The organism is Streptomyces sediminimaris, assembly GCF_047049295.1.
In the GTDB taxonomy this organism is placed as follows: Bacteria; Actinomycetota; Actinomycetes; order Streptomycetales; family Streptomycetaceae; genus Streptomyces; species Streptomyces sediminimaris.
Genome location: NZ_JBJWOT010000001.1, coordinates 2,765,230 through 2,791,319, shown reverse-complemented (window position 1 = coordinate 2,791,319; position 26,090 = coordinate 2,765,230). Strand labels below are relative to the sequence as shown.

General features: G+C 73.5%; 24 protein-coding genes. 15 read left to right on the top strand and 9 right to left on the bottom strand.

The window, feature by feature from the left end:
- Position 1 precedes the first annotated feature (1 nt).
- The 5 genes from ACJ9NR_RS13055 to ACJ9NR_RS13035 are packed head-to-tail and all read left to right on the top strand — an operon-like array spanning position 2 to position 5,387.
- Entirely contained in the window at positions 2–961 is a 960-nt protein-coding gene (locus ACJ9NR_RS13055; protein WP_412487716.1) for a D-2-hydroxyacid dehydrogenase family protein, read from the top strand.
- A gap of 42 nt (positions 962–1,003) precedes the next feature.
- Complete coding sequence (locus tag ACJ9NR_RS13050) at positions 1,004–2,356, top strand: LLM class flavin-dependent oxidoreductase (RefSeq protein ID WP_412487715.1); 1,353 nt, start codon at positions 1,004–1,006, stop codon at positions 2,354–2,356.
- Complete coding sequence (locus ACJ9NR_RS13045; RefSeq protein WP_412487714.1) at positions 2,353–2,850, top strand: flavin reductase family protein; 498 nt, start codon at positions 2,353–2,355, stop codon at positions 2,848–2,850. Before ACJ9NR_RS13050 ends, ACJ9NR_RS13045 begins: the two co-directional genes overlap by 4 nt.
- A gap of 4 nt (positions 2,851–2,854) precedes the next feature.
- On the top strand, positions 2,855–4,111 hold the full coding sequence (locus tag ACJ9NR_RS13040) for an ATP-grasp domain-containing protein (RefSeq protein ID WP_412487713.1): 1,257 nt from the start codon (positions 2,855–2,857) through the stop codon (positions 4,109–4,111).
- 22 nt (positions 4,112–4,133) lie between these two features.
- Positions 4,134–5,387 (top strand): ATP-grasp domain-containing protein, encoded by a 1,254-nt coding sequence (locus ACJ9NR_RS13035; RefSeq protein WP_412487712.1) that lies wholly within the window; start codon positions 4,134–4,136, stop codon positions 5,385–5,387.
- 56 nt (positions 5,388–5,443) lie between these two features.
- On the opposite strand, the gene ACJ9NR_RS13030 is transcribed toward ACJ9NR_RS13035, so the two are convergent.
- The 4 genes from ACJ9NR_RS13030 to ACJ9NR_RS13015 form a co-directional block, all read right to left on the bottom strand.
- Positions 5,444–6,112, bottom strand: a complete 669-nt coding sequence (locus ACJ9NR_RS13030) for a DUF7342 family protein (protein WP_412487711.1) — start codon at positions 6,110–6,112, stop codon at positions 5,444–5,446.
- On the bottom strand, positions 6,109–6,738 hold the full coding sequence (locus ACJ9NR_RS13025; RefSeq protein WP_412487710.1) for a sensor histidine kinase: 630 nt from the start codon (positions 6,736–6,738) through the stop codon (positions 6,109–6,111). Before ACJ9NR_RS13025 ends, ACJ9NR_RS13030 begins: the two co-directional genes overlap by 4 nt.
- Positions 6,739–7,023: 285 nt before the next feature.
- The gene (locus ACJ9NR_RS13020; protein WP_412487709.1) at positions 7,024–8,028 is read right to left on the bottom strand and encodes a ketopantoate reductase family protein; all 1,005 of its coding nucleotides are present in this window, start codon (positions 8,026–8,028) and stop codon (positions 7,024–7,026) included.
- Between the two features lie 68 nt (positions 8,029–8,096).
- A complete protein-coding gene (locus ACJ9NR_RS13015; protein WP_412487708.1) occupies positions 8,097–9,299 on the bottom strand; it encodes an ATP-grasp domain-containing protein in 1,203 nt (400 codons plus the stop codon).
- A 194-nt stretch (positions 9,300–9,493) separates the two neighbouring features.
- Here ACJ9NR_RS13015 and ACJ9NR_RS13010 point away from each other — a divergent pair, with 194 nt between their 5' ends.
- The 9 genes from ACJ9NR_RS13010 to ACJ9NR_RS12970 all read left to right on the top strand — a co-directional run bounded on the left by ACJ9NR_RS13010 (position 9,494) and on the right by ACJ9NR_RS12970 (position 19,354).
- Positions 9,494–10,912 carry an LLM class flavin-dependent oxidoreductase gene (locus ACJ9NR_RS13010; RefSeq protein ID WP_412487707.1) on the top strand — a complete coding sequence of 473 codons (1,419 nt, stop codon included), beginning with the start codon at positions 9,494–9,496 and terminating at the stop codon, positions 10,910–10,912.
- 9 nt (positions 10,913–10,921) lie between these two features.
- Complete coding sequence (locus tag ACJ9NR_RS13005) at positions 10,922–12,094, top strand: pyridoxal phosphate-dependent aminotransferase (RefSeq protein WP_412487706.1); 1,173 nt, start codon at positions 10,922–10,924, stop codon at positions 12,092–12,094.
- The gene (locus tag ACJ9NR_RS13000; protein ID WP_412487705.1) at positions 12,091–13,059 is read left to right on the top strand and encodes a 3-methyl-2-oxobutanoate hydroxymethyltransferase; all 969 of its coding nucleotides are present in this window, start codon (positions 12,091–12,093) and stop codon (positions 13,057–13,059) included. Before ACJ9NR_RS13005 ends, ACJ9NR_RS13000 begins: the two co-directional genes overlap by 4 nt.
- Positions 13,056–14,342, top strand: coding sequence for a diaminobutyrate--2-oxoglutarate transaminase (gene ectB / locus ACJ9NR_RS12995; RefSeq protein WP_412487704.1), 1,287 nt, complete (start codon positions 13,056–13,058; stop codon positions 14,340–14,342). Before ACJ9NR_RS13000 ends, ectB begins: the two co-directional genes overlap by 4 nt.
- A complete protein-coding gene (locus ACJ9NR_RS12990; protein ID WP_412487703.1) occupies positions 14,339–15,316 on the top strand; it encodes a diiron oxygenase in 978 nt (325 codons plus the stop codon). The genes ectB and ACJ9NR_RS12990 overlap by 4 nt, the downstream gene beginning before the upstream one ends.
- A gap of 1 nt (position 15,317) precedes the next feature.
- Complete coding sequence (locus tag ACJ9NR_RS12985) at positions 15,318–16,523, top strand: MFS transporter (protein ID WP_412487702.1); 1,206 nt, start codon at positions 15,318–15,320, stop codon at positions 16,521–16,523.
- Between the two features lie 102 nt (positions 16,524–16,625).
- Positions 16,626–17,498, top strand: coding sequence for an NAD(P)-dependent oxidoreductase (locus ACJ9NR_RS12980; protein ID WP_412487701.1), 873 nt, complete (start codon positions 16,626–16,628; stop codon positions 17,496–17,498).
- A complete protein-coding gene (locus ACJ9NR_RS12975) occupies positions 17,495–18,793 on the top strand; it encodes an ATP-grasp domain-containing protein (RefSeq protein ID WP_412487700.1) in 1,299 nt (432 codons plus the stop codon). The genes ACJ9NR_RS12980 and ACJ9NR_RS12975 overlap by 4 nt, the downstream gene beginning before the upstream one ends.
- 6 nt (positions 18,794–18,799) lie before the next feature.
- The gene (locus ACJ9NR_RS12970; RefSeq protein ID WP_412487699.1) at positions 18,800–19,354 is read left to right on the top strand and encodes a pyridoxamine 5'-phosphate oxidase family protein; all 555 of its coding nucleotides are present in this window, start codon (positions 18,800–18,802) and stop codon (positions 19,352–19,354) included.
- Between the two features lie 105 nt (positions 19,355–19,459).
- Here ACJ9NR_RS12970 and ACJ9NR_RS12965 read toward each other — a convergent pair whose 3' ends face one another.
- The 3 genes from ACJ9NR_RS12965 to ACJ9NR_RS12955 all read right to left on the bottom strand — a co-directional run bounded on the left by ACJ9NR_RS12965 (position 19,460) and on the right by ACJ9NR_RS12955 (position 21,903).
- On the bottom strand, positions 19,460–19,741 hold the full coding sequence (locus ACJ9NR_RS12965; protein ID WP_412487698.1) for a hypothetical protein: 282 nt from the start codon (positions 19,739–19,741) through the stop codon (positions 19,460–19,462).
- Positions 19,742–20,002: 261 nt separating this feature from the next.
- Positions 20,003–20,491: a hypothetical protein gene (locus ACJ9NR_RS12960; protein WP_412487697.1), complete on the bottom strand. Its 489-nt coding sequence runs from the start codon at positions 20,489–20,491 to the stop codon at positions 20,003–20,005.
- Positions 20,492–21,198: 707 nt separating this feature from the next.
- The gene (locus tag ACJ9NR_RS12955; protein ID WP_412487696.1) at positions 21,199–21,903 is read right to left on the bottom strand and encodes an ANTAR domain-containing protein; all 705 of its coding nucleotides are present in this window, start codon (positions 21,901–21,903) and stop codon (positions 21,199–21,201) included.
- Positions 21,904–22,391: 488 nt separating this feature from the next.
- Here ACJ9NR_RS12955 and ACJ9NR_RS12950 point away from each other — a divergent pair, with 488 nt between their 5' ends.
- Entirely contained in the window at positions 22,392–23,351 is a 960-nt protein-coding gene (locus tag ACJ9NR_RS12950) for an anti-sigma factor RsbA family regulatory protein (RefSeq protein WP_412487695.1), read from the top strand.
- A 77-nt stretch (positions 23,352–23,428) separates the two neighbouring features.
- On the opposite strand, the gene ACJ9NR_RS12945 is transcribed toward ACJ9NR_RS12950, so the two are convergent.
- Positions 23,429–24,934 (bottom strand): GAF domain-containing sensor histidine kinase, encoded by a 1,506-nt coding sequence (locus tag ACJ9NR_RS12945; RefSeq protein WP_412487694.1) that lies wholly within the window; start codon positions 24,932–24,934, stop codon positions 23,429–23,431.
- A gap of 19 nt (positions 24,935–24,953) precedes the next feature.
- On the bottom strand, positions 24,954–25,994 hold the full coding sequence (locus tag ACJ9NR_RS12940; protein ID WP_412487693.1) for a rod shape-determining protein: 1,041 nt from the start codon (positions 25,992–25,994) through the stop codon (positions 24,954–24,956).
- Positions 25,995–26,090: the final 96 nt, after the last annotated feature.

Genomic DNA, 26,090 nt, shown 5'->3' with positions numbered 1-26,090 from the left:
CATGCGACTGCGCTGTGCCGTGCTCGACGACTTCCAGGACGCCGCGCTGCGGTCCGCCGACTGGACCCCTCTCCAGGACCGGGTCGAGGTCGTCGTGCACCGTGAGCACGTCGTCGGCGACGACGAACTCGCCGCCCTCCTGGCCGACTTCGACATCGTCGTGACGCTGCGTGAGCGGGTGCGGTTCCCGGCCTCACTGCTGGACCGCCTGCCGCGGTTGAGGCTGCTCGTCGCCTCGGGGATGCGCAACTCCGTCATCGACTTCGCGGCCGCGGAACGGAACGGGGTGACGGTCTGCGGCACGGCGAGTTCCCCCACCCCGCCGGTGGAGCTGACCTGGGCGCTGCTGCTCGGCCTCGCCCGCGGCCTGGTGACCGAGAACAACGCCCTGCGTGCCGGCGGTCCCTGGCAGCAGACCGTCGGCGCCGACCTGCACGGCCGCCGCCTGGGGCTCCTGGGCCTGGGCAAGATCGGCAGCCGGGTCGCCCGGGTGGGTCTCGCCTTCGGCATGCGGGTGGGCGCCTGGAGCCAGAACCTCACCAAGGAGCGTGCCGACGAGGTGGGCGTCGAACTCGCCTCGTCCAAGGAGGAGTTGCTGGTGAGCAGTGACTTCGTCTCCGTCCACCTGGCCCTCGGTGACCGTACCCGCCACCTGCTCGGCGCCGCCGAGCTCGACCTCCTCGGGCCCGGCGGCCATCTGGTCAACACCTCGCGTGCCGCCATCGTGGACCAGGAGGCACTGCTCGCCGCCCTGCACGAGGGCCGCATCGCCGGCGCGGGCGTGGACGTCTTCGACGTCGAACCCCTCCCCGCCGACCACCCGATGCGCACGGCTCCCCGGCTGCTGGCCACTCCGCACCTCGGCTACGTCTCGCAGGCCAACTACGCGACGTACTACGGCCACGCCGTGGAGGACATCCAGGCGTTCCTCGCGGGCGAGCCGGTACGCCGCCTCGGCTGACGCAACTCCCCAAGTCCGTATCCCCGTCCCACGGAGGTCCATGTGAGCCCGCAACGCCGCATGATGAAGCTCGGCGCCTTCCTGCCCGCACCGGGCCATCATGTCGCCGCCTGGCGGCACCCCCGCGCCCGTCCCGACGGCGGACTCGACTTCGACTACTACCGCGGCCTCGTGCGGACCGCCGAGCGCGGCCTGTTCGACATGGTCTTCCTCTCCGACGGCGCCGGGGTGCGCACCAAGTACCGGGACGCGGAGGAGCTGAGCCGGCAGGGCCGCATGGTGCACTTCGAGCCGCTGACCCTGCTGTCGGCGCTCGCCGTGCACACCACCCGTATCGGTCTGGCGGCCACCGCGTCGACGACGTACAACGAACCCTTCACCGTGGCACGTCAGTTCGCGTCCCTCGACCATCTCAGCGCGGGCCGCTCGGGCTGGAACGTGGTCACCTCGGCGACCGACGCGGAGGCCCGCAACTTCAATCTGGAGCGGCAGCCGGAGCATGCGGCGCGGTATCGCCGGGCGCGGGAGTTCATGGAGGTGGTCACCGGGCTGTGGGACAGCTGGGAGGACGACGCGTTCCTGTACGACAAGGAGTCGGGGCGTTTCTTCGATCCGGGCAAGCTGCACGTCCTGGGGCACGAGGGGGAGCACTTCCGGGTGCGGGGGCCGTTGAACGTGGCGCGGCCGCCGCAGGGTCACCCGGTGATCGTGCAGGCGGGCTCGTCGCCGGACGGGCAGGACTTCGCCGCCCGCTGGGCCGAGGTCGTCTTCACGGTGCAGCAGACCCTGGACGGGGCGCAGACCTTCTACCGCGGGCTGAAGAAGCAGGCCGCCGACCACGGCCGTGACCCGGACCAGGTGAAGGTACTGCCCGGCGCGTTCATCGTCGTGGGCCGCACCAGGGCGGAGGCCGAGGACAAGTACGCCACCCTCCAGGGCCTGGTCGATCCGGTCGTCGGCCTCGGCATGCTGTCGTACCAGCTCGGCATGGTCGACATCTCCGGCCACCCGCTGGACGGTCCGCTCCCCGAACTGCCGGCCACCGAGGGCTCGACCAGCAAACAGCGGCTGATCTACGAGAAGGCCCGCCGTGAGGGGCTCACCATCCGCGAGCTGTATCTGTCCGTCGCGGCCGGGCGTGGCCACCGCTTCCTGCTCGGCACGCCCGAGACCATCGCCGACGAGCTGGAGGAGTGGTTCGTGCAGGAGGCCGCCGACGGCTTCAACATCATGCCGGACTACCTGCCGGACGGCCTCGACGACTTCGTCGCCCTGGTCGTGCCCGAACTGCAGCGCCGCGGCCTGTTCCGCACCGCCTACGAGGGCGCCACCCTGCGCGAGAACCTGGGGCTGCGCCGGCCGGCGTTCCGCTCCGCGGCGGGGGCCACCCCGTGACCGTCGAGGCGACCGCCCTGCGCTCGGTGCTGCGCGCGCACGCCTCGGGCGTCACGGTGCTCACCGCCCGGGGCCCGGCCGGACCGGCCGGTGTCACCATCACGTCGTTCACCTCGCTCAGCGCCCGCCCGGCCCTCGTCTCCTTCGCACTGGCCGACACCTCCAGCACCTGGGCGCTCGTCCGGGACGCGCAGTGGTTCGGCATCCAGCTGCTGGGCGCCCACCAGACGGAGCTGGCCGAGCGGTTCGCGACGCGGGGTGCCGACCGCTTCGCCCCGCCCACCGGGTGGCACCCGGGCCCGCACGGGGTGCCGTTGCTCGACGGCTGCCTGGGCTGGCTGGTGTGCGCACGGCGGCACCAGGTCGGGGTCGGCGACCACCAGCTGGTGGTCGCCGCCGTCGAACACGTGCGGGAGGGGGCGCCGGGGGAGAGCCTCGTGCACCTCCACGGGCGGCTGCAGCCGGTCACCTCCACCACCGTGTCAAGGATCTGAACCCATGCCGAAAGTCCTGCTCTTCTCCCGTCAGCCGCTCACCGGTCGCCCCCTGCACGAATGGCTCGACGACACCGCCGCCGGCGTCGTCCTGGTCACCACGCCCCGGGCCGTCGAGGGCGCCGAGGACGTGCTCGCCGAGGCCTTCCCGATGCACCGCCTGGTGCCCGACTACCACTCCTGGGCCACCGAGCAGATCGCGGAGGAGGCGGCGCGCACCTACGCCGTCGACCTGGTCGCCAGCACCAGCGAGAGCGATGTCCTGCGGGCCGCCCGGCTGCGCGCCCGGCTCGGTCTGCCCGGCCAGGGCACCGCTTCGGCCACCGCCTACCGCGACAAGGTCGTCATGAAGCGGATCGCCCGGGAGGCCGGGATCCGGGTCCCCGCCTTCGCCGCGGTCGACAGCCCGTCGGACCTGTTCGACTTCCTCGACGCCGAGGGACGGCCGGCGGTCATCAAGCCCCGTTTCGGCGCGGGCTCGGAGGGCGTCGCGGTGCTGCGCGGGCCGGACGACGTCACCGCGTTCCTGGCCCGGCAGCGCACGTCGGACGTGCCCTACCTGCCCGGCCAGTGGATGGCGGAGAGCTTCGTTTGGGGCGACTTCTTCCACGTGGACGGAATGATGCGGGACGGGGCCGCCCTGTACGCCTGGCCGTCGCAGTACGACAGCGGCGGGATCGCCCAGCGCCTGCAGGACCACTCCCACCTGAGCAGCGCCATGCTCGACGCCGGCGACCCGCGCTTCGGCCCGCTGATGCGGCTGACGCACGACGTGCTCGCCGCGCTGCCGGGCTCCCCGACCGCCCTCGCCTTCCACCTGGAGGCGTGGATCGGAGCCGACGGCGAGCCGGTGCTGTGCGAGATCGCGAGCCGGGCCGGGGGCGCGCTGATCGCCGAGGCCCATGAGCGGGTGTTCGGCGTGCACCTCGCCAAGGAGGGGCTGCGGGCGCAGTGCGGCAGCGCGCTCACCCTGACCGGGCAACCGCCGGCCCCCGCGGAGCTGTCCGGCTGGACCCTCCTGCCTGCGGGCCACGGCGCCTTCGTACCGCCCGCGGACCCCTGTCCGGTGCCCGCGGCGGACCTGACGGTGCGGCTGGCGCCGGGGGCGGTGGGCCGCGGGGTGGAGCACCTCACGCAGTCGGCCGCCGACGCGCTGGTGACGGCGGGGTCCGCGGCGGAGGTGCGCAAGTACCAGGAGGAACTGGCCCAGTGGTGGTACGCCGCCGCCGGCTGGGTGCCGACCGCTTCGGCGACGCCCTGATGCGCTACTGAAATGAGTTGCCATGACTGAGCACGTACTGGTCGTAGGGACGGGCCGCGACTTCCCGGCCCGGCTGCGCGCCGCCCGGCCCGGCACCGAGACCTCGGTGATCGTCCACCTGGACTACCTGCACAAGGTGCGCGAACCGGGCGGCAACGCCCGGGTGATCGGGGTGCGCGGCGACGCCCCCGACGAGGAGTGGATCGCGCTGGCCGCCGCCGCCCACGCCCGGCATCCCTTCACCCGGATCGCCACCTTCGGCGAGCGGGACCAGGACCACTACGCGGCGATCGGCGAGGCGCTGGGCCTGGACTGCCACAGCGTCAAGACGGTGTCCCTGGTGCACGACAAGGAGGCCATGCGGGACCGGCTGGCCGAGGCCGGCGTCGACGCCACCGCGCACGCCCGCGTCGCCGACGTGGACGCCCTGCGGGCCTTCGTCCGCTCGCACGGGACCTGTGTGGTCAAGCCGGTCTCGGGGGCGGGCAGCGCCGGGGTCGCCAGGGTGGACGCCGGCAGCGACCTGGCCGCCGCCTTCGACCGGGCCGGCGGCAGCTACCTGGGCCTGAGCAACCCGGGCGTACTGGTCGAGGAGTTCATCGAGGGAACGCAGTTCAGCGTCGAGGCGGTCTCCGAGCGGGGCGAGCACCAGGTGGTGGCGATCACCCGCAAGTACTCCGACCCGGCGGCCTTCGTCGAACTCGGCCATGTCTCGCCCGCCGGTCTCCCCGAGGAGCGGGTACGGGAGATCCACGCCTGCGTCGACGGCGTCCTGGACGCCCTGGGCGTGGCCTTCGGCGTCACCCACACCGAGGTGGTGCTGGGCACGGCGGGCCCGCGGGTGATCGAGACGCACGTGCGGATGGGCGGTGACGAGATCCCGGCGCTCACCCTGGACGCCACCGGCGTGGACCTCGACGAGTGCGCGCTGCGCCAGACGCTGGGGGAGCGGGTGCTGCCGGACGTACGGGCCGCGCTCGCGGTGCCCCGCGAGGCGCGCTTCTCGGCGATCTGGTTCGCGGTGCTCGGTGCCCGCGGAGTGCTGGGCGAGGTCACCGGGCTGGAGGAAGCCCGCGCCGTGCCCGGGGTGACCGAGGTCGCTGCGAGTGTCCGTGCGGGTGCCGAGGTCGGCGGTCTGACCTCGTCGGACTCACGGGTGGCGTACGCCCGTGCTCTCGCCGGGACCGCCGAGGACGCCCTCGAAGCGGCCCGCGGCGCGGTCGCCCGGCTGGAGTTCGGGCTCCGGGTGCGCGACGCGGGTGGCCCGGCGGTGTGACGTCCGGACCACCCGCACCGGGTGCCGCCCGCCAGGCCGGCGGGCGGGCGGCACCGTCAGGCGTTGGAGTAGTGGTGCTCGGGCCGGCCGCTGTCCCCGTACTTCAGGGTGAGGCGCAACCGGCCCTGTTCCTCCAGGTACTTGAGGTACCGCTGGGCTGTGGACCGGCTGACCCTGGCCTGTTCCGACACCTCTTGTGCGGACACCGGGCCACCGGCCCGCGAGACGATCTGCCGGATCAGCTCGGCCGTACGCTCCGTGTATCCCTTGGGCATCGGGGCGGCGGCGGCCGAGGCGCGCAGGGTTCCCAGCACCCGGTCGATCTTGCCCTGGTCCAGCGCCGTGTCGTCGAGGGCCCCGCGCAGTTGCGCGTAGGCCTCGAGCTTGCCGCGCAGGCCCTCGAACGTGAACGGTTTGACGATGTAATGCAGTACGCCGGCCCGCAGGGCTTCCTGGACGGAGGCGGGCCGGTTGTTCGCGGTCACCATGATCACGTCGACCTCCGGGCCCTCGCGACGCAGCCGGCGGGTGAGCGACAACCCGCTCTCGTCCGGCAGGTAGTGGTCGAGGAGCAGCAGGTCGATGCCGCCGTGCTGCACGCAGGAGAACGCCGTGGCCGCGTCGTGCGCCCGCCCCGCCACCCGGAAGCCGGGCACCCGGGAGACGTACCGCGCGTTGATCCCGGCGACGTGGAAGTCGTCGTCCACCACGAGGACGTCGATCACGACGCCTCCCGTTCCCCGGCGCCCGCCCGCGAGGGGAGCCGGACGGTGAACACCGCGCCGTACCCCTCCCGTCCCGTGACCGTCACGGTGCCGCCCCGCTCCCGCGCGAGGCCGGCGACGAGGGCCAGGCCCAGACCGCGGTGGCGGTCGTCCGTGTGGCGTTTGGTGGAGGCCCCGTCGGTGAAGATCCACCGCCGCTTCTCCGGCGGCACTCCGGGCCCGTTGTCCGACACGCGCAGTTCGGTGAGGTTCTCCCGCTCGCGCAGATCCACCTCGATCCGGGGTCCGCCGGGGACGGCCGGGCGATGATCGCGGAGCGCGTCGACGGCGTTGTCGATCAGGTTGCCCAGGATGGTGACCAGATGGTCCGCCCGGTCCTGGCGCCGGTGAAGTGACGAGTCCTCACTGACCGACAGTCGTACACCCCGCTGCGCCGCGACGACGGTCTTGCCCACCAGCAGGGCGCGTACGGGCAGTGCGCCCACCCGGTGTGTGACGGTCCCCCAGTCGTGCCCGGCCAGTTCCAGCAGGCCGACGAGTGTGTGCAGGGCATTGCGCCGTTCGTGTTTTCGTATGTCCTCGCGTATGGGTGGCGGTGTGCACAATGCAGGCGTGCGTTCGGACATGAAACCCCCGTTCCGGTCAATCCGATGCATGGGAATCGGTCAGCGTGGCCGATTCGCGCATCGCTCAGCAGGCGGGCGTGGAGCAGTGGTTGACCGTTTGACCACGCCGGAGTGCGGCTGTTGGCCGCACTCGGCATTCATTGATTCCGACGCGCGCGGGCAGCGGCAATCCAGCTTTGGCAAAGAGATTTGTTTACAAGAGATTTACCAAGGGGAGCTTCCGGGAGAATTCCGGTCACAATCCGTAGAGGACCCTGTCGCGCAGCGCGTCCGGCGGACCGGCTGTCACGCCGGGGCGTCCAGCAGCGCCAGCACCTCGGCCGCAGCCGTCGTGCCGGGGGGCCGCCCCTGCGCCGCCGAGGCGTTCGCCAGCCGCAGCAGCGTCTCGTTGACGGGCGTGGGCACCCCGTGCGTGCGCCCCAGGAGCACGAACTCACCGTTGAGGTAGTCCGCCTCGATGGAGCCGGCCCCGCGGGCCAGGCTCTGCCACGCCGACCCCAGCGCGCGCTCCCCGTCCGGTACCGGTCGCGGCTCCACGGTGCCCCGGCGCAGCGCGGCCAGTTCGGCCGCGTCGGCGAAGTCGATCCCGGCCGCCTTCAGCACCGCCGTGCCCTCGGTCCGTACCCGCTCGGCCAGCTCCCCGGCGGGAGTGCCGGCCGCCACCGGTCCGCACAGGGCCTCGACGGTCTGGGTGAGATTTCCCAGCAGCTTGGCGTACTTGAAACGCATCACGTCCGTCACGACCGGTGCACGGAACACCGACCCCTCCAGGTCGGCGGCGATGCGGCGGGCGGTGCCGTCGGCACCGGACGGGTAGCGGCCGAGGAGCAGCACCCCGGTGTACGGCCCGCACGCCGCGGTGACCGAGCCCGGGCGCAGGAACGAGGACGGCAGAACCACGCACATGCCGTACACCCGGCGGAACAGCCGCAGCGCCAGCCGCTCGTTCTCGACGCCGTTCTGCGCGCAGACCAGAGGCAGCGACTCGCCCGCGAGACCGCCGCCCGCGACCGGCCGGCCCGCCCACCGGGCCAGCGCGGCCGCCGTGTGCTGGGTCTTGACGGCCAGCACCAGGACGTCGTCCGGGCGCAGCGGGAGGTCCTCGGGTCCGTCGGCCACCGGGACGCGCAGGTGACGGGTGCCCTCGGGGGTGGTGAAGCGCAGCCCGTCCGCGCGCAGGGCCGCGCCGTGGGCGCCGCGCGCCACCAGGACGACGTCACGGCCGCTCTCGTGCAGCCGGCCCCCGATCGAGCCGCCTACCGCGCCGGCCCCGACGACGATGTACCGCATCGCTGCTCCTCGTTCCTGCCCGGCGGACCTCTCCGCCGGCGCCTCGCCCGCCGTCCCCGTGCCCGCCGTCACGTCGCCCACCGGACCGAGGCCGCGTACCACTCGGCGAGCTCGCCCACGTGCCGTTCGACCTCGTCGGCGTCCCGGCCCGTCACGACGTAACCGGCCAGGTACACCCCGGACTTCTCGCCGCCCTCGTACCGTGTGCCCACGCTGCCGCGCAGCCGCTGCTCGACGACGTACGACGGCGGCGCGGCGGAGGGCAGCCCGGCGAGCGTGCCGGATGCGGGGTAGAAGACCACCCAGCCGGCAGACCGTCCCGGGGCCGCCCCGTTCACCTTACGCACGGGGTGCGCGGCGCCCTTCACCTGGGCCAGGAACCACTCCTGGTCGAGGTCGAAGCCGGTGGCCGCGCGCACGGCCGGGCTGGTCAGGGCGCCGCCCGTGCGGCTCGCCACCTCGCACAGGACCAGCTCGTCCGCCGGAGTGCGGAAGACCTCCAGGTGGAAGGCGGTGCACCGGGGCGTCGGCAGCCGGCCGAGGACGTGCCGGGCGTAGCCGGTGAGCCGGTCCACCAGCGGGTCGTCCCGGGTCAGCTGCACCGACCCCAGGTGGACGCCCGCACGGTAGGACAGACAGTCGTTGAGGTAGCGGGAGACGAACAGGGCACGTGGCTCGCCCGCCACGACCAGCCCGTCCACGACGTACATGACGCCCTCGACGAACTCCTCCACCTGCGCGTGCTCGGGCAGTCCGGCGGCCAGCAGCGCGGCCAGGTCCGCGTCGTCGCGCAGCACGTGGGTCCCGGTGGAGCCCGAGCCGAAGGCCGGCTTCACCACCACCGGGTAGGGGTGTGCGCGCAGGAACGCGACGAGATCCAGCGGCATGCGCACCGGGGCGAACTCCGGTACGGACACGCCCCGTTCCCTCAGCAGCGTCTTCATCAGCACCTTGTCCCGGAAGGCGAGCGCGCTGGCGAGGTCCTGCCCGGGCACGCCCAGCAGCTCACGCAGCCGGGCCGCGCGCAGCACGTCCGCCTCCGACCGGGCCACCACCACCGCGGGTGCCCCGGCGAGCGCCGCCCGCTCGACGTCGCCGCCGGTGGCGTAGGCGGTGAAGGAGCGCGCCCCGGGGACATGGCGGTACTGCGGATACCGGCGGGCGGACACCAGTAGGGACGGCCGGACGCCGGCCTCGGCGGACCACTTGTCGTACGGCGTGTCGGCATAGTCGCTGTCGACGAGAACGAGGACGGAAGCCGCCTTGTCCATCGGTTCACCTCCGGTTCGCAGGCCCCTGAACAGTAGGTCAAGTACGCGCTCCGCAAACAGTTTTGGGAAAGGCCTCGGCGTAATGGGCACAACGAGTTTTTCGAGGGGAAATCTCGTTGTGCCCACAACCGTGGCCCGGTCCGTCCCCTTGGCTACCGTCCCTTTCGGGTCGCGTATGCAAAGGGGGATTCGGAATGACGCGCACACCGCGCCGCACGCTCCGTCTCGGTGCGTTTCTGGTGGCACCCGGCTACCACATAGCCTCGTGGCGCCACCCGCATGCCCACGCCGACGGGGGACTGGACTTCGGGCACTACCGCGACCTCGTGCGGACCGCCGAGCGCGGCCTGTTCGACATGGTCTTCCTCTCCGACGGGGTCGGTATCCGGATTCCGTTCCGGGACGCGGAGGAGCTGAGCCGGCAGGGCCGCATCGTGCAGTTCGAGCCGCTGACCCTGCTGTCGGCGCTCGCCGTGCACACCACCCGTATCGGTCTGGCGGCCACCGCGTCGACGACGTACAACGAACCCTTCAACCTGGCGCGGCGGTTCGCGTCCCTCGACCATCTCAGCGCGGGCCGCTCGGGCTGGAACGTGGTCACCTCCGTCACGGACGCGGAGGCCCGCAACTTCAATCTGGAGCGGCAGCCGGAGCATGCGGCGCGGTATCGCCGGGCGCGGGAGTTCATGGAGGTGGTCACCGGGCTGTGGGACAGCTGGGAGGACGACGCGTTCCTGTACGACAAGGAGTCGGGGCGTTTCTTCGATCCGGGCAAGCTGCACGTCCTGGGGCACGAGGGGGAGCACTTCCGGGTGCGGGGGCCGTTGAACGTGGCGCGGCCGCCGCAGGGTTACCCGGTGATCGTGCAGGCGGGCTCGTCGCCGGACGGGCAGGACTTCGCCGCCCGCTGGGCCGAGGTCGTCTTCACCGCCGCGCCGGACGTCGACCGGGCGCGCGCCTTCTACCGGAGCATCAAGGAGCAGGCCGCCGGACACGGACGCGACCCGGGACAGGTGAAGGTGCTGCCGGGGATCTTCCCCGTGGTCGGCCGCACCCGGGCGGAGGCCGAGGACAAGTACGCCGCCCTGCAGGAACTCGTCGACCCGGTCGTCGGCCTCGGGCTGCTCAAGCTGCTCCTCGGTGACGTCGACATCTCCGGCCATCCGGTGGACGGTCCGCTGCCCGAACTGCCCCGCACCGAGGGCTCGACCAGCCGCCAGCGGCTGATCTACGACAAGGCCCGCAGCGAGGGCCTGACCATCAGCGAGCTGTATCGGTCGATCTCCGGCGGGCGTGGCCACCGCATCGTCATCGGCACCCCCCGGTCCCTGGCCGACGAGCTCGAGGAGTGGTTCACCACCGGGGCCGCCGACGGTTTCAACGTCATGCCCGCGGTCCTGCCCGACGGCCTCGACGACTTCGTCGCCCTGGTCGTGCCCGAACTGCAGCGCCGCGGCCTGTTCCGCACCGCCTACGAGGGCACCACCCTGCGCGAGAACCTCGGTCTGGACCGCCCCTCCTGGGGCGCGGCACGGGCCTTGACGGCCACCGCCCGCGCGGCCGGCCCCGGCCCCGCCCCGGCTGCCCACGCCAGCCCCGCCACCGCCGACTAGGAGCCGACGATGCCCTCCTTCGGTCGTCCGCTGACCGAGATTCCCCCCTCGCCGCTGGTCGCGGTCGAACGGCTGCTGCGGGCCCACGGGCACCGCACGCCGGTCGGGCTGCACCAGGGGAAGACCGTGTTCCCGCCGTGTGCCGACCCCCGGGTCTGGGAGCGCGCCGAGTTCGGGATCGAGCCGCACCAGCACGCGCCGCCCGCCGGTGTCGCCCTGCTGCGCGAACGCCTCGCCGCCGCGGCGGGAGCACGCCGCGGCACCCCGGTCGACCCGGACCGCATCCTGGTGACCGCCGGAGCCACGCACGCCATCGCCGTGGTGCTGCGGGCGATCCTGCGGCCCGGAGACGACGTGCTCGTCCTCTCCCCGCAGTGGCTGTTCGCCACCGGCCTGGTCCGCGCGGCGGGCGGGGTGCCCCGCGAGGTCCCGGTCTTCCTGGAGCTGTCCGACCCGGCCACGGCACCCGGCTTCGACTTCCTTTCCGTCGTCGAGGCCGCCGTGGGCCCCCGCACCCGCGCGATCTACTTCAACAACCCCAACAACCCCACCGGTTACCGTCTCGACGAGACTCAGCTGGCCCGCCTCGTCGACCTGGCCGAGCGGCACGACCTGTGGCTGATCGCCGACAACGCCTACGAGAACTACGACTTCTCCCCCGACGGCTTCCTCGATCCGGCCACCGTCGGCGGGGCCGACGAGCGCACCTTCGCGGTGCACTCGTGCAGCAAGACGTACGCCATGCCCGGCGCCCGCGCCGGCCACCTGATCTCCCCGCCCGGCTGCACCGAGACGCTGACCAAGTGGTCGCTGCACACCCTGTACTCGGTGTCCACGGCCGCCCAGTTCGCCATGTACGAGGCCCTGTCCACCTCGCCGGCGGAGCTCGCCGCCCGCCGCCGGCTCGCCGCCGAGGCCGGCCGGCTCGCCCACGAGACGCTGGAGATCCCGCACACCGCACTCGCCGGCGGCCTCTACACCTTCCTCGACCTGCGGGCGTACGGCAGCGACGAGGAGTTCGTCCGCCGCTGCGCCGAGGAGGGCGTCGGGCTCGCGCCCGGCAGGGTCTTCGGCGAGCACTGCACGGACCGGGCCCGCCTGTGCTTCACGGCCGCGCCCCCGCAGGACCTGCGCGAAGCCGTCCACCGCATCAACAAGGTCTACCGGGAGGCCACCGCATGAGCGCCGAACTGACCGCGCCGCCCCGGACCGGCGCCCTCGCGCCCTACCTGTGGCGCCACGAGTCGCCGGCCCAGCTCGGCCTGAAGATCAACGCCTACCGGGGCTACGAGATCGAGGGACTGGCCAAGGCGCTGCGGGCGCCCGACCTGGTCGACAGCCCCGTCGAGTGCGTGATGGTCGGCGACTCCTACTTCATGACCCACCTCGGCCGCTCCACCACCGTCATGTCCCGGGCGGCAGAACGTGACTGGGCCCTGTCGACCATGGTCGGCCTGGTCGTCGAGGTGCGGGAGGCGATGGATCGCGAGTTCGCCCGGCCCCGGACCCCGTTCCTGCTCGCCGACCTGCCCGACGGCACCACCGCGGACCCCGCCGCCGCCCACGCGGCGGCCGCCCGGTTCGCCGGGGCCGGCGCCGACGCCGTGAAGATCGAGGTCGGCGGCCCCGACCAGCTGCGCTGCGTGGAGACGGTCGCCGCCACCGGCCTGCCCACCCTCGCCCACCTCGGCTACACGCCTCAGCTCACCGGCCTGGGCCGGCACGGGGAGGCCGTGGACGACGCCCTGGAGCTGTTCGCGCAGGCCCGCCGGGCGCGGGACGCGGGCGCCTGCGGCCTGATCGTGGAGATGGTGAGCGAACCGGTCAACCAGGCGCTGAGCCGCCCCCACCCGGCCGGTCTGCCCGTCTACTCCGTGTTCAGCGGCCGGGCCCGCTGGGGCGGGCAGAGCCTCAACCTGTGGGACGCCGTGGTGCGCCCCGCCAAGCAGGGCCGCTACTTCCCGCCGACGGCCACCCTCGACGCCGCCGACGTGCCCGGGGCCTACACCCCGGACCTCATCGCGGACCGGATGCGCGAACTGATCCGGCTCACCCTCGCGGGCTGGTTCCCGCTCTCCCCGCGTACCGCGCTCGACGCCCGTCAGGCCGCGCGGATCACCGGCACCGATCCCTGGAGCGTGTCATGACCGTCACCGACCCGGCGTCCGCCACCACGGTCTTCGACGAGCTCGAATCGGCCGTACGGACCTACTGCCGCCGCTTCCCGGCCGTCTTCACCCGCGCCTCGGGCCACCGGATGTGGGACGAACAGGGCCACGAGTACATCGACTTCCTCTCCGGCGCCGGCGCGCTCAACTACGGCCACAACCCGCCCGCGGCGAAGGCGGCCCTCGTCGACTACCTGCTCGCCGACGGCCCGGCCCACGGCCTGGATCTCCACACCTCGGCCAAGGCCCGCTTCCTCGAGCGGTTCCGGGACGTCGTCCTCGCGCCCCGCGGGCTCGGCCACCGCGTCCAGTTCACCGGCCCGACCGGTACCAACGCCGTCGAGGCCGCCCTCAAGACCGCCCGCAGGGTCACCGGCCGCACCGACGTCATCGCCTTCACCGGCGGTTTCCACGGCCTGTCGCTCGGCGCGCTGGCCGCCTCCGCCACCGCCTTCAAACGCGGCGCCGCCGGCGTACCGCTCGGTCATGTCACGCGCATGCCCTACGACGGCTACTTCGGCCCGGACACCGACACCGTCGACCACCTCACCCGGCTCCTCGACGACCCGGGCAGCGGCATCGACAAGCCCGCCGCCTTCGTCGTCGAGACCGTGCAGGGCGAGGGCGGGCTGGCCTCCGCGAGCCCCGCGTGGCTGCGCCGGCTCGCCGAGGCCGCCCGCGCCCGGGACATCCTGCTGATCGTCGACGACATCCAGGCCGGCTGCGGCCGCACCGGGACCTTCTTCAGCTTCGAGGAAGCGGGCATCGTGCCGGACCTGGTGTGTCTGTCGAAGTCCATCAGCGGTTACGGCCTGCCCATGGCGCTCACCCTGGTCCGCCCCGAGCTCGACCTGCTCGGCCCCGGTGAGCACAGCGGCACCTTCCGCGGCAACAACCTCGCCTTCGTCACCGCTGCCGCCTGCCTGGAGCACTGGGCCGACCCCGCCTTCACCGCCCGGGTCCAAGGCCGTGCCGCCCTGCTGGAGCGCCTCCTGGGCGACCTGGCCCGGACACACCGGGACCTGGGCTGCGCCGTGCGCGGCCGAGGACTGATCCGAGGGCTGGCCTTCGCCGACGACGGCCTCGCCGACCGCGTCTCCCGGGCCGCCTTCGACCGGGGACTGCTGGTGGAGACCTCGGGCGCGCGGGGCGAGGTCCTGAAGATCATGCCGCCCCTGGTCATCGACGAGGACGGCCTGCGGCACGGCGTGGCGCTCCTCGCCAGCGCCATCGACTCGTCCTCACCGGAGGGGGAACAGTGACCGTCCTCAGCGAGCACGCCCACGAACCGGACGCCGGCGACGGCGAGCCCGGGCACGTCGACGAGGCCGTGCTGCGCCGCATCGCCGACGCCTGGCCACGCCGCGCGACCATCCGCACCGACCTCGACCGGGTCGCCGAGCCCGGGGAGTACGACGAGTCGCTCCCCGACTACCCGCAACGGCTGCTGCCGTTCGCCCGGCACCCGCTCTTCCTGGCCGCCACCCCCGAACAGCGCCAAAAGGTGCTGACGATGGCCTGGCTCGTCTACAACGAGCGCGTCATCGCGGCCGAGGAGTACGTCGCCAACCCCACCTTCACGATGATCATGCACGGTGCTTTCCCGGGTGCCGAAGGCGTGCATCTCAAGCGGGCCGTGCAGCAGACTCACGTCGACGAGGTCTGGCACACGTACATGCACATGGTCGCCATGCAACGCACCCGGGAGATCCGGGCGGTCACCCGCGAGCCGCGCTACCCGCACACCGTCACCTACCGCAGGCTCCTCGAGGCCGACGCGAAGGCGAGCGAGCAGTGGGAGCGGGACCTGCTCAAGCTCGTCTGGACGACCGTCTCCGAGATCAGCGTCAACGCCTACCTGGAACTGCTCTCCCGCGACGAGTCGGTGCAGCCGCTGCACGCCCTCGTCCCCCGGCTGCACGCCCGCGACGAGTCCGCGCACTCCTCCGTGATGGTCGAGGTCGCCAAGGCGCTCTACGTCCACCTCAACGAGGAGCAGCGCAGGGCGTTCACCGACAACCTGCCCAAGGCCCTGCACGCCTTCGTCGCCCAGGACTTCGAGGTGTGGCCCGGCATCCTCGAGCACGCGGGCGTCGAGCGCGCCGCCGACATCGTCGCCGACTGCCGCGCCCAGGCCGGCAACGGACTGCTGGTCCGCGATTTCTCCGGTGTACGGCGGATCGTCCGGGAGATGGAGCTGGAGGACCGCGTGGACTTCGACTTCGGAACGGACTGACATGAGGCTGAGCCGGCTCCCCGCGGGCGGTGGCCGACTGGCCGCTGCCGCCCTGGTCCAGTCGCTGGGCATCGGCCTGTTCATGGCGTCCTCGGTGGCCTTCTTCACCCGCCAGGTGGGCCTGACGGCGAACCAGGTCGGCGTGGGCCTCGCCGGTGCGGGAGCCGTCGCGCTCGCCGTGTCGCTGTTCAGCGGGGAACTCGCCGACCGCTACGGCGCGCGGAACGTCCTCGCGGTGCTGTACGCGGCCCGCGCGGCCTGCTGCGTGACGTACGCGTTCGTGACCTCCTTCTGGCAGTTCCTGGGCGTCACCCTGCTGGCCGTCGCGGTGGACCGGGCCGCGCCGCCCGTCCTCCAGGCCCTGGTCGCCGGGTCCGTGCCGGTCCAGCGGGAGCGGACCCGGGTGCTCGCGACGATCAACGTGGTGCGCAACGTCGGGCTCGGTGTCGGCGCGATGGCCGCGGGCGCGGCCCTGGTCCGCGACACCCTGCTCGCCTACCAGCTCACCCTCGGGACGATCGGCCTCGCCTTCCTCGGGGGCGCGGCCCTCGTGCTGCGGGTCCGGGAGAGCGGGCGTCCGGCAGCCGGGGAGCGGGCCAGGTGGGCGCTGCCGTACCCGCGCTACCTCGCGCTGACCGGGCTGAACTTCCTGCTCACCTTCTTCGACGCCCTGCTGCTCGTGGCGATGCCGGTGTGGGTGCTGGAGCACACGGACGCGCCGCGGGTCACGGTGTCCGTCCTGTTCGCTTTGAACACCGGGCTGGTCGTCGTCCTGCAGATCCCCGTCAGCCGGTTCGCCGACGGGCTGCGGCGCACCAGCCGCCTGCTGGCCTGCGCCGGAGCGGTGCTCGCCGCTGCCGGTCTGTGCTTCGCGGCGGCCGGTGGCGCGAGCGGCTGGGTCGCGATCGGCTGGCTGGGCGCGGCCGTCGTCGCGCTGTCGCTGGGGGAGGTCATGGCCAACTCCGCGGGCTGGGAACTGTCCATCGCGCTGGCACCGGTTCCGGAGCGCGGCCGCTACCTGGCGGTCTTCAACCTGGGGCTGTCCGCGGAGCGGGTGCTCGGGCCGGTGGTGGTCACCGGTCTGCTGCTGGGCTCGGGGCGGCTCGGCTGGGTCGGGGCGGCCGTGGTCTTCCTGTTCGCGGGGGTCGCCGGCGAGCGGGTCGCCCTCGGCGCCGGGGCCCGCGTCCCGGCACCCGTCGAGACCTGAGCCGGGCGCGGGGAACCGGGCGGCGGGGCGGGGCACGGCAGCAGTCGCGTCCCGGGGGAACGAAACGAAGTGCAGGCAGCGGACGGAAGGATGGGTCGGACCATGCGGGTGGGTTTCGCCGGACTCGGAGCGATGGGCGGCGGAATGTGCCGCCGCCTGGCGGACACCGGGCACGAGGTGAGCGTCTTCGATCTCGATGCGGAAGCGGTGCGCCGTGCCGCGGCACACCCCGGTGTCACGGCCGTGCCGGCCGTGCCGGACCTGGCCGCCCCGGTGGTCGTCACGATGCTTCCCGACGGGGCTGCCGTCCGGCAGGTTGCCGAGGCGGTGCTGACCGAGCTCGAACCAGACGCCCTGATCATCGACACCGGCTCCTCGGCACCTGCCGACACCCTCGAACTCGGCCGCAGGGCCGCCCGGTTCGGCGTCGCCGTGGTGGACGCCCCGGTCTCCGGCAGCCCCGCCGCCGCCCGCGCGGGCGAACTCACCCTGATGGCGGCGGGCGACACGGACGTCCTCGACCGCGCCGAGGAGGTGCTGTCCGCCCTCGGCCGGCCGCACCGGGTCGGGCCGCCCGGCGCCGGCCACGCGCTGAAGGCGCTCAACAACCTGCTGTCGGCGGTCAACCTGGCCGCGGTGGCCGAAGTCATGCTCGCGGGGCGGGCGTTCGGCCTGGAGCCGGCTGTCATGCTGGAGGTGATCAACGCCTCCACCGGCCGCAACCACGCCTCGCAGACCAAACTGCCCGACCACGTGCTGACCGGCACCTTCGACTCCGGCTTCGCGCTGCGGCTGATGCTCAAGGACATCCGTATCGCCGCCGGACTCCAGGCCGACGCGGGCGGACCGGCGCCGCTCGGCACCGCGTGCCGGGAGCTGTGGGAGCGGGCCGGGGCGGAACTGCCCGCGGGCGCCGACAACGTCGAGGTCGTGCGCTGGCTGGAAGACGCCGCGGGACGGGAGCTGCGGGCATGAGCGGCACCCGGCGCATCGCGATCATCGGCGGCACCCCGGCCGCCCTGCGCAAGGCCCGCGCCGCCGGCTTCGAGGTGGTCTGGATCCACCAGCCGGGGGAACTGGCCGCGGAGGGTCTCGCCGAGGTCGGCGAGGCCCTGCTGACGGACTACCGGGAACCGGACGCCGTCGTCGCACTGCTGCGTGCGCTGCACGGCCGGAGCCCCGTCGAACGGGTCGTCTCGATGATCGAGGACGGGCTGGAGACGGCCGCGGCGGCGACGACCGCCCTGGGCCTGCCCGGCGCCGGACTCGACATCGTACGGGTCCTCCAGGACAAGCTGGCCTTCAGGACCCTGCTCGGCAGGCGCGGAGTGGACGCCACCGTGGCCCGGCTCGGCCACGGCGAGGACGACCTGCGCGCCTTCGTCGAGACGTACGGCCCCGCGGTGATCAAACCCCGGTACGGCTCCGGCAGCATCGGTGTGCGACGGGCGCACGGGCCCGCGGACGTGCCCGCCGTGGCCGCGTGGGCCCGCGACTTCGGGCTGCACACCTTCCTGATGGAGGAATACCTGCAGGGGCCGGAGATCAGCGTCGAGGCGTTCTCCTACGGAGGACGCCATGTCGTCCTCGCACACACCGCGAAGGAGACCCTCGACTCCCTCGTCGAGATCGGACACGTCCAGCCCGCCGGGCGGGCACCGGAACTCGCCGCGCGGGTGGACGACCTCGTGGTGCGCATGCTCGACGCCGTCGGCCTCCGGGACGGCCCTTCCCACACGGAGATCAAACTCACCCCGGACGGCCCGCGTCTCGTGGAGTCCCACAACCGGCGCGGCGGCGACCGGATCGCCGACCTCGTCCACGAGGTGTACGGCGTCGACATCGACGCCCTGGCCTACCTCTGGTACGCGGGCGCCACCGAGCCGGTGCTGCCCGGCGCCCCCCGGTGCGCGGCGGCCATCCGGTTCCTCACCGCCGAGCCGGGTGTCGTCGAGTCCGTCGACGGGGCCGAGGCCGTACGCGCCGCCCCGGACGTCGTGGACCTGCACATCGGAGTCTCACCCGGGGACACCGTCCACCCCATCGCCTGGTCGTACGACCGCTGCGGGCTGCTCATCGTCCGCGCCGCGGACGCCGACGAGGCGCGGCGCAGGGCGCGCGAGCTGGCCTCGTCGATCACGATCCGGACCGCTGCCCGGGAGGCGGCCGGGCAGGTGCGTCCCATCACGGCGGTGGCCCCCCGCCCGGACCGGCTGATCGGGCCGGCGCAGACGGCGGAGGACATCATGACGACGCGGGAGAGGGGCTGAGGGTTCATGGGCAGGCTCTACGCGTCACTGACCCCGGCGCTGCGGTCCTTCGTCACCCGCGCTCCGATGTTCTTCGTGGCCAGCGCACCACTCGCCGCCGACGGCCGCGTCAACGTGTCGCCGAAGGGCGGCACGGACACCTTCGCCGTGCTCGACGACACCACCGTGGCCTATCTCGATCTCATCGGCTCCGGCGCGGAGACCATCGCGCACCTGAAGGAGAACGGCCGGATCACCCTGATGTTCTGCTCCTTCACCGCTCGCCCGAAGATCGTGCGGCTGTACGGCGAGGGCCGTTGCGTCTTCCCCGGCACGCCCGAATGGGACGGGCTCGCCGGGCACTTCGGCAGCCATCCGATCCCGCGCTCCGTCGTCGTGGTCTCCCTCGACCGCATCGCCGACTCCTGCGGCTTCACGGTTCCGGAGATGACCCTCGTACGGGAGCGGGACCTGCAGGACCAGTGGGGCGAACGCAGGACGCCGGCGCAGCTGGAGGAGTACATGCGCCGGAAGAACTCCCTCAGCATCGACGGCCTCCCGGCCCGGCCGCACCGCGGCTGAGCCGCGTTCGGGAGATCACGCCGCGGGCGTGGGACGGGCGGCCGGCCTCACGGCCGGCCGCCCGTCCGGTGTCGGGTGACGATCGGTGTCCGATCGGTGCCCCGGCTAGAAGGCCTTGTTGTCGCAGCCCATCTTCGAGCCGAGCTGGGAGCTCTGGGCCGCCGGGTCGCCCTCGCCGTTGAGGCCGTTGCCGAGGACGCCGTCGAGCAGCCCGACCGCTCCGAGGATGTCGATGTTCAGGTCGTGGGACCGGCAGGTGGTGCTCTGCTGGACGCTGAACTGGCCGCCGCCCCGGCCCGTGCCGTCGGCGTGCGCGGTGCCGGCGGCCAGGATGCCGACGCTGCCGAGGGCGGCGAGCAGGACGGCGGCCTTGTGAAGCTTGTGCATGTCATCTCCGGTGAAGACGTAGATGCGAGACGCGAAGGATCGACTCCTTACAGCCACCGGAGATTAGTGACAAACGACCTAAATTACCCCAGGGCGCGCCGGTCCACATCCCGGACGTCGGCGGCGTTCCCGGGACGCGGCCTCGGCGGATGGGCCGACGCCTCCCCAACGGGCTTGCCCGCACCCTCGGTTGAGGGAGCGCCGTGGTGAGGACGGTCCTCGGGCGGGGGCGGCACCCGGGTGGCTCGGCGGCGAGGTGGGTTACGCCGTTTCGCCGCGCAGGCCGTCCCGCAGCCGCCGGAGGTCGTCGGCGTGGCGGCCCAGACCGTTGAGGCGCAGCCGGGCGGCCTCGGTGCGCGGGCTGGGGTGGAGGGTGAAGGCCAGGTTGAGGGACTCCCGGAGCATCCAGAGGTCGTAGGCCAGCAGGCGGGCCGCGTGGGCCTGGACCGCCACCAGGTCCGGCTCGGTGAGGTGCAGGTCCTGCAGCCGGGCGCGCAGGCGGTGCAGGGTGATGCTCTGCCGTCCGCAGGAGCGGGCGGTCTGGCTGGAGACGGGGCTCGGTTCGCCGCAGGCCGCCACCGCCGCGTCGGCCGGCGCCTGCGCGGTCACCGCCTCGTCCAGGACCGCGAGCAGGGCGTCCCGCTGGGCGGGGCGCGAGGGGCGGGCCGGGGCGGCGTGGTGATGGAGTCGCGCCAGCGTCCGCATCGCTCGGTGCCACGGGACGGTGCCCGGGGGTGGCCGTCTGCGCATGGTCTCAGTGTGCGCCTCCGGGGGCGGTCCTCGGCAGACGTGGGTGTGGGGCGGGTGCGGGGGCGTGGGTGAGGCCGGGCACGGGCAGGATCCGGCGTCCCGTCTCCCGTACGGGCCGGATGGGCCTCCGCGGTAGTTCTCGGGCGGGTGCGGTGGCGCCCGGGGCAGGGTGCGCCCGGGGACAGGGTGCGCACGGGATGGGCTCGGGTGGGGCCGTCCTGGTGGCCGGTTCGTGCGGGTCGAGCAGGTCGGGCCGGGGCGGGCGCCGCGCCCCGGCGAGTGCCTCGAGCCGCCGAAGACTCTCGGCGCAACGCGTGGGCGGCGTCACCAGGCCGCCCTGCTCGACGATCGCTTATCGGCCAAAGAACGATTGTTGAACGGTCGGCGTGTTACAGCGGGCGGGGCGCAGGAGAAGAAGAGAGGGGAGGCGCCTAGGGGGCGTCTCCTCCCCGGGGAGTAGCGGACGGCGGGCCCGCTCCTGCCGCGGAGGCAGGGTGCGTGCCTCCGCGGGCACGATGTGCCGGAGGGCCGCGCGGACCAGGCTGGTGCACATCAGCCAGTAGGCCGAGAGGCCCGAGGAGGGCGTCATGAACCGCCAGATCCGCGTCCGCGTCAGCCGCCGGCCCAGCACGCCCCGCGACACCCCGATCGACCGCAGGACACCGTCGGGACGGGTGCTGCCGTACTGACCGGACGCACCCCGCAGGTCAGCCCGCGCGGTGCGTGATCGCGGTGCGCAGGGCCAGGCGCAGTTCCTCGGGCGGGTCCGTGCCGTTGGTCGTCGCGAGGGCCGTGACCACCGCGGCGACCGTGCGCAGCTTGGTATTGGACAGCTGCGAGGCCTCGCGCAGGATGTTCCACGCCTCGTCCGAGGTGCAGGAGTGGGTGGCCATCAGCACGCCGCGGGCCTGGTCCACGACCGGACGGGAGACGATCGCCTGGCGCAGCTGCCGGACCTCCTCGCGCAGCGAGCGCAGCTGCTCCTCGCGTTCCTGGGCCACCGCCGAGGCGGCGGGTGTGCCGGAATCCGGGGCGGACGGGGATTCCGAGGCGGCCGAGGTGTCCGGGGACAGCAGCGGATCGGCGGTGTCCAGGCCGGCGAGCTCCAGGATGCGACGCGGCTGGCCGTTCCAGTGGACGGTCCGTATCGGAATGCGGTGCCGGTGGCCGTAGTCGCTCAGCAGGTCCAGGAACTGCAGGCCCGCGGTGTCCATGAAGACGACGCCGCTCATGTCCATGTCGAGTCGGCCGGTGCCGGCCGGCAGGCTCCGCAGAGTTCTGGCCAGGGTGTCCGCGCACCCGTTGACGAGCTCTCCGCGCGGAATGAGAACAGCCCGGCCCGCGTCCATGCGGCCGTCGATGACCAGGGTGTCCAGCCGCGCCACGAGGGGTGTGTGCGTCGCTGAGGTCATGTCTCCGCCTCGGTGGTTCCCGACTGTGTGCGTCGCGTTCGTCACGTTCATCACGCTCTCACGCTGCCGACGCGTATGTCCTGCCGCCGCCGTCTTCCGGCCGGGGAGCCACCTGACGCTCCGCTCCGCGGGGACTCGGCGGTGCTTCCCGTCGCAGTGCCCCGGGTCACGCCTCGTAAACCCCGGCCCGGGGAATGCCTGCCGCCCCGCTGGGTACATGGGCCGTACAGGGACCCGGGGTCCGGCAGCCGGTGGGACAGGAGACGCCGTGGACATCCGGCCCCCGGACCGTGATCGCAGCCGGCCGGAAGCACCGTGACCGGAGCCGACCGCCGCGACACCGTCGACGCGGTGGGCGCGGGGGCGCCCACGGCGCCCCGGACGCTTCAGGACGGCAGGAGAATCGTGTTGCAGCAACGACCGCAGACCCTGCGTCGGCCGCCGGCTCCGTCGCGACCGGAGCCACGGACGACCGGGGTGTTGACGTCATGACCGCGACCGGGCTCCGCACGGGGCCGCTCGGCGGCGTCGGCCCGTTCGCGCATCCGGCCCTGCTCTACGACGGCGAGGACGAGTACCTGGCGGGCACCCTCCCTTTCGTACGTGACGCCCTCGCCGTCGGGGCGCCCGTCGCGGTGGCGGTGCCCACGGAGAACCTCGCGCTGATCCGGGACGGGCTGGGCGCGGACGCCGGCGCCGTCAGGTTCGTGGACATGCGGGAGGCCGGGCGCAACCCCGGCCGGATCATCCCCGGCGTGCTGCGCGCCTTCGCCGACGCCCAGCCGCCCGGCACGCGGGTCAGCATCGTCGGCGAACCGGTCTGGGCGGGCCGTACGTCCGCCGAGTACCCCGCCTGCGCGCAGCACGAGGCGCTGATCAACGACGCCTTCCGCGGCCGCAGCGCGACCATCCTGTGCCCGTACGACACCCGGCGGCTGGCCCCGCACGTCATCGCGGACGCGCACGCCACCCACCCCACCGTCGTGCGCGCCGGGTCCGGGCGCGAGGAGGCCAGCGGCAGCTACGCCCCCGCGGACGTCGTGGCCCGCCACAACCGGCCGCTGCCGCCCGCCGCGGACGGGCCGGCCTTCCGCTTCGTGAAGGAGTCCCTCGGCGAGGCCCGGCACTTCGCGGTCGGCGCGGGCGAGCGGCTCGGCCTGAGCGCCGCCCGGCTGGAGGACCTGGCGCTGGTCACCGCCGAGCTGGCCACCAACAGCGTGGTGCACGGCGGCAGCTCGGGCACGCTCGCGCTGTGGGGCGAGGACGGGCACGTGGTGTGCGAGGTGCGTGACGGGGGCCACCTCACCGATCCGCTGGCCGGGCGCCGGCCCGCGGCGCGCGAACAGCGCGGCGGGCGCGGGCTGCTCATGGTCAACCTCGTCGCGGACCTTGTCCGCGTGCACACCGGACCGGGCGGCACCGCGGTCCGCTGCTGGTTCACCCGCTGACCTCCCGCGACCTCCTGCGACCCCCCGCAACCGCCCGCGGCCTCCCGCGACCTCCCGCGCCCGCCGGTCGCGGCGGCTCACAACGGGGCCTGCCACGTCACGGTCGTACCGGCACACCCGTCCTGTCCGCTCCCGTCCTGCCCGTCCCCGTCCTGTCCGCTGCCGTCCTGCGCGGTGCCGTCCTGCGCGGTGCCGTCGTCGCGCACGGTCAGCCGTACGGCGTCACGGCCGTCCGGGAGTCCGGCCGTGACGTCCACGGTGACCTCGACGCGCGTGACGCCGGGGCGGCGCGAGGCGGTGGCGAGGGCGCGGCGCAGGGCGGCGAGGAGGCGGGCCGCGACCTGGTCGGGGACGCGGCTGTCGACGGCCCCGGTGAACCGCGTGGACGGCCTGAAGCCGAGCAGGGCCGCCGCGCCGGCCGTCTCCCGCAGCACCTTGCCGCGGAAGGTGGCCGGTGCCTCGGCGGGCGGCTGCTGGAGGGCGAAGATCGCGGTGCGGACCTCCTGTACGGTCGAGCGGAGTTCGTCGACGGCCCGGGAGAGGATCGAGCGGACCTCGTCGCCTGCGCTCCTGCGCTGGGTGGACTCCAGCATCATGCCGGTGGCGAACAGCCGTTGGACGACGAGGTCGTGCAGGTCACGGGCGATGCGGTCGCGGTCCTCGCAGACGGCGAGGCGCTCGCGGCTGTGCTGCGCGTCGGCGAGGACGAGGGCGACGGCGGCCTGGTAGGCGAACTGGCAGGCCAGCAGCCGCTCGACCGCGGTGTAGGGCCGGCCGCCGCGGCGCCGGGGCAGGGCGAGGGTGCCGATGAGCCGTCCGTCCGCCTCCAGCGGCAGCATCATGCTGGGCCCGAACCGGTGCCGTACATGAGTGGTCATCCGGGGGTCGGTCGCCGAGTCGTCGATGAACACCGGCTCCCCGCCGAGCAGTTGCTCGAGCACCGGGCTGCCGGGCTGGATGGTGGCGCCGACGATGTCGCCGGGGTCCTCGTGCGTCGACGCGGTCACGATCTCCATGCCGCCCTCGTCGGTGCGCTGGAGGATCACGCCCGCCGCCGCGTCGGCGAGCATCCGGGCGCGTTCGGCGACCGTCGTCAGCGCGTCCGCGGCGCTCCCGCCGGTCAGCAGGGCGGTGGTGACGGCGGCGGCGCCCTCGATCCAGCGCTCGCGCTGCCGGGCGGCCTCGTAGAGGCGGGCGTTGCCGATCGCGACGCCGGCCTGGGTGGCGAGGACGTGCAGCAGTTGTTCGTCCTCGGCGGTGAAGGGCGCCTCGTGCGGCTTTCCGGCGAGATGGAGGTCGCCGAAGTGCTCGTCCCGGACGTGGATGGGCACGCGCAGGGTCCCGGGGCGCGGTGGCACGGCTCCCGGCGGGCGGGCGCGGAGGGGGGTTCCCGCGGGCGACGTCAGGGGGAGGATCCCGGTGAGTCCGTCCCGGCCGGGGTCGACGGTGTCGAGGGCCGCGTGGCGGGCGCCGGTCAGTTCGGCGGCGCTGTCCACGATGTGCTGGAGGGTGGTGCGCAGTTCGAGGTCCGTACCGACGCCGAGCACGGCTTCGAGCAGCGGCGGGAGGCGGGTGCCGGCCATGCCGTGCCGCTTCCGCGGCTCATCTGCCGGCGATCGGCTCGAGCGCCAGCGGCTCGATCTTGCCCTCCAGCATCTGGCCGAGCCCCTGCACGGCACAGACGTCGGGCCGCTCGGCGATGTGCACGGGCAGCTTGGTGGCCTGGCGCAGCATCTGGTCCAGGCCCGGCAGCAGCGCGCTCCCGCCCACCATCGTGATCCCGCTGTCGACGAGGTCGGCGACCAGGTCGGGCGGGCAGCCGCGCAGCACCCGGCCGATGCCGTCGAGGACGGCGGTCAGCGGGGTCTCGATCGCGTCGCGCACCGCGGCGGTGTCGACCCGCACGCTGCGGGCGAGTCCGGTGGCGACGTCCCGCCCGTGGATCTCGGTGGACTCCGGCCCCTGGCGGGTGAGCCCGTTGCCGGACAGGGCGATCTGCAGCGGCCGTACGGACTGGCTGGGCAGCATCAGCTCGTGCTCGTGGCGCAGGTGCTGGACGATCGCGTGGTCGACGGCCTCACCGCCGACGGGGATGCGCTCGGCGGTCACGATCGAGCCGAGGGAGAGCACGGCGACCTGGGTGGCCGCCGCCCCGCACACCATGATCATGGTGGCTTCGGGCTGCTCCACGGGCAGTCCGCACCCCACGGCGGCCGCGATGAGCGTGTCCACGAGTTCCACACGGCGCGCCCCGAGCCCGACCAGCGTCTCGATGGCCGCCCGCCGGGCCAGCGGGTCGGCGTCGTGCGGGGTGCAGGCCGCGGCGCGCAGGAAGGGCTTGCGGCGCAGGGTGCGGCGCATCTTGTCGCCGAGCAGCTGCCGCAGCATGCGCTGGGCCATCTCGATGTCGACGACGGTGCCGCCGGAGACCGGGCGGACGACACGGATGTAGTCCGGGGTGCGGCCCTTCATCTTCTCGGCGAACTCGCCGACGGCGATGAGGGCGCCGGTGCGGGTGTTCACGGCGGCGGCGGACGGCTGGTCGACGACCAGACCGGCACCCTTGACGTAGACGCGGGTCCGGGCCGCCCCCAGGTCGACGGCGAAATGGCAGCGGCGAAGCTGCTCCAGACTGGCGGTCATACAAGGTCCTCCCGAGAACACAGACCGTGGAGGTGCCGCCGGGCGGCGGGCCTCATAGGCATCGTGCGGGAGCGGGGGCGGTGGGCGCCTTTTATG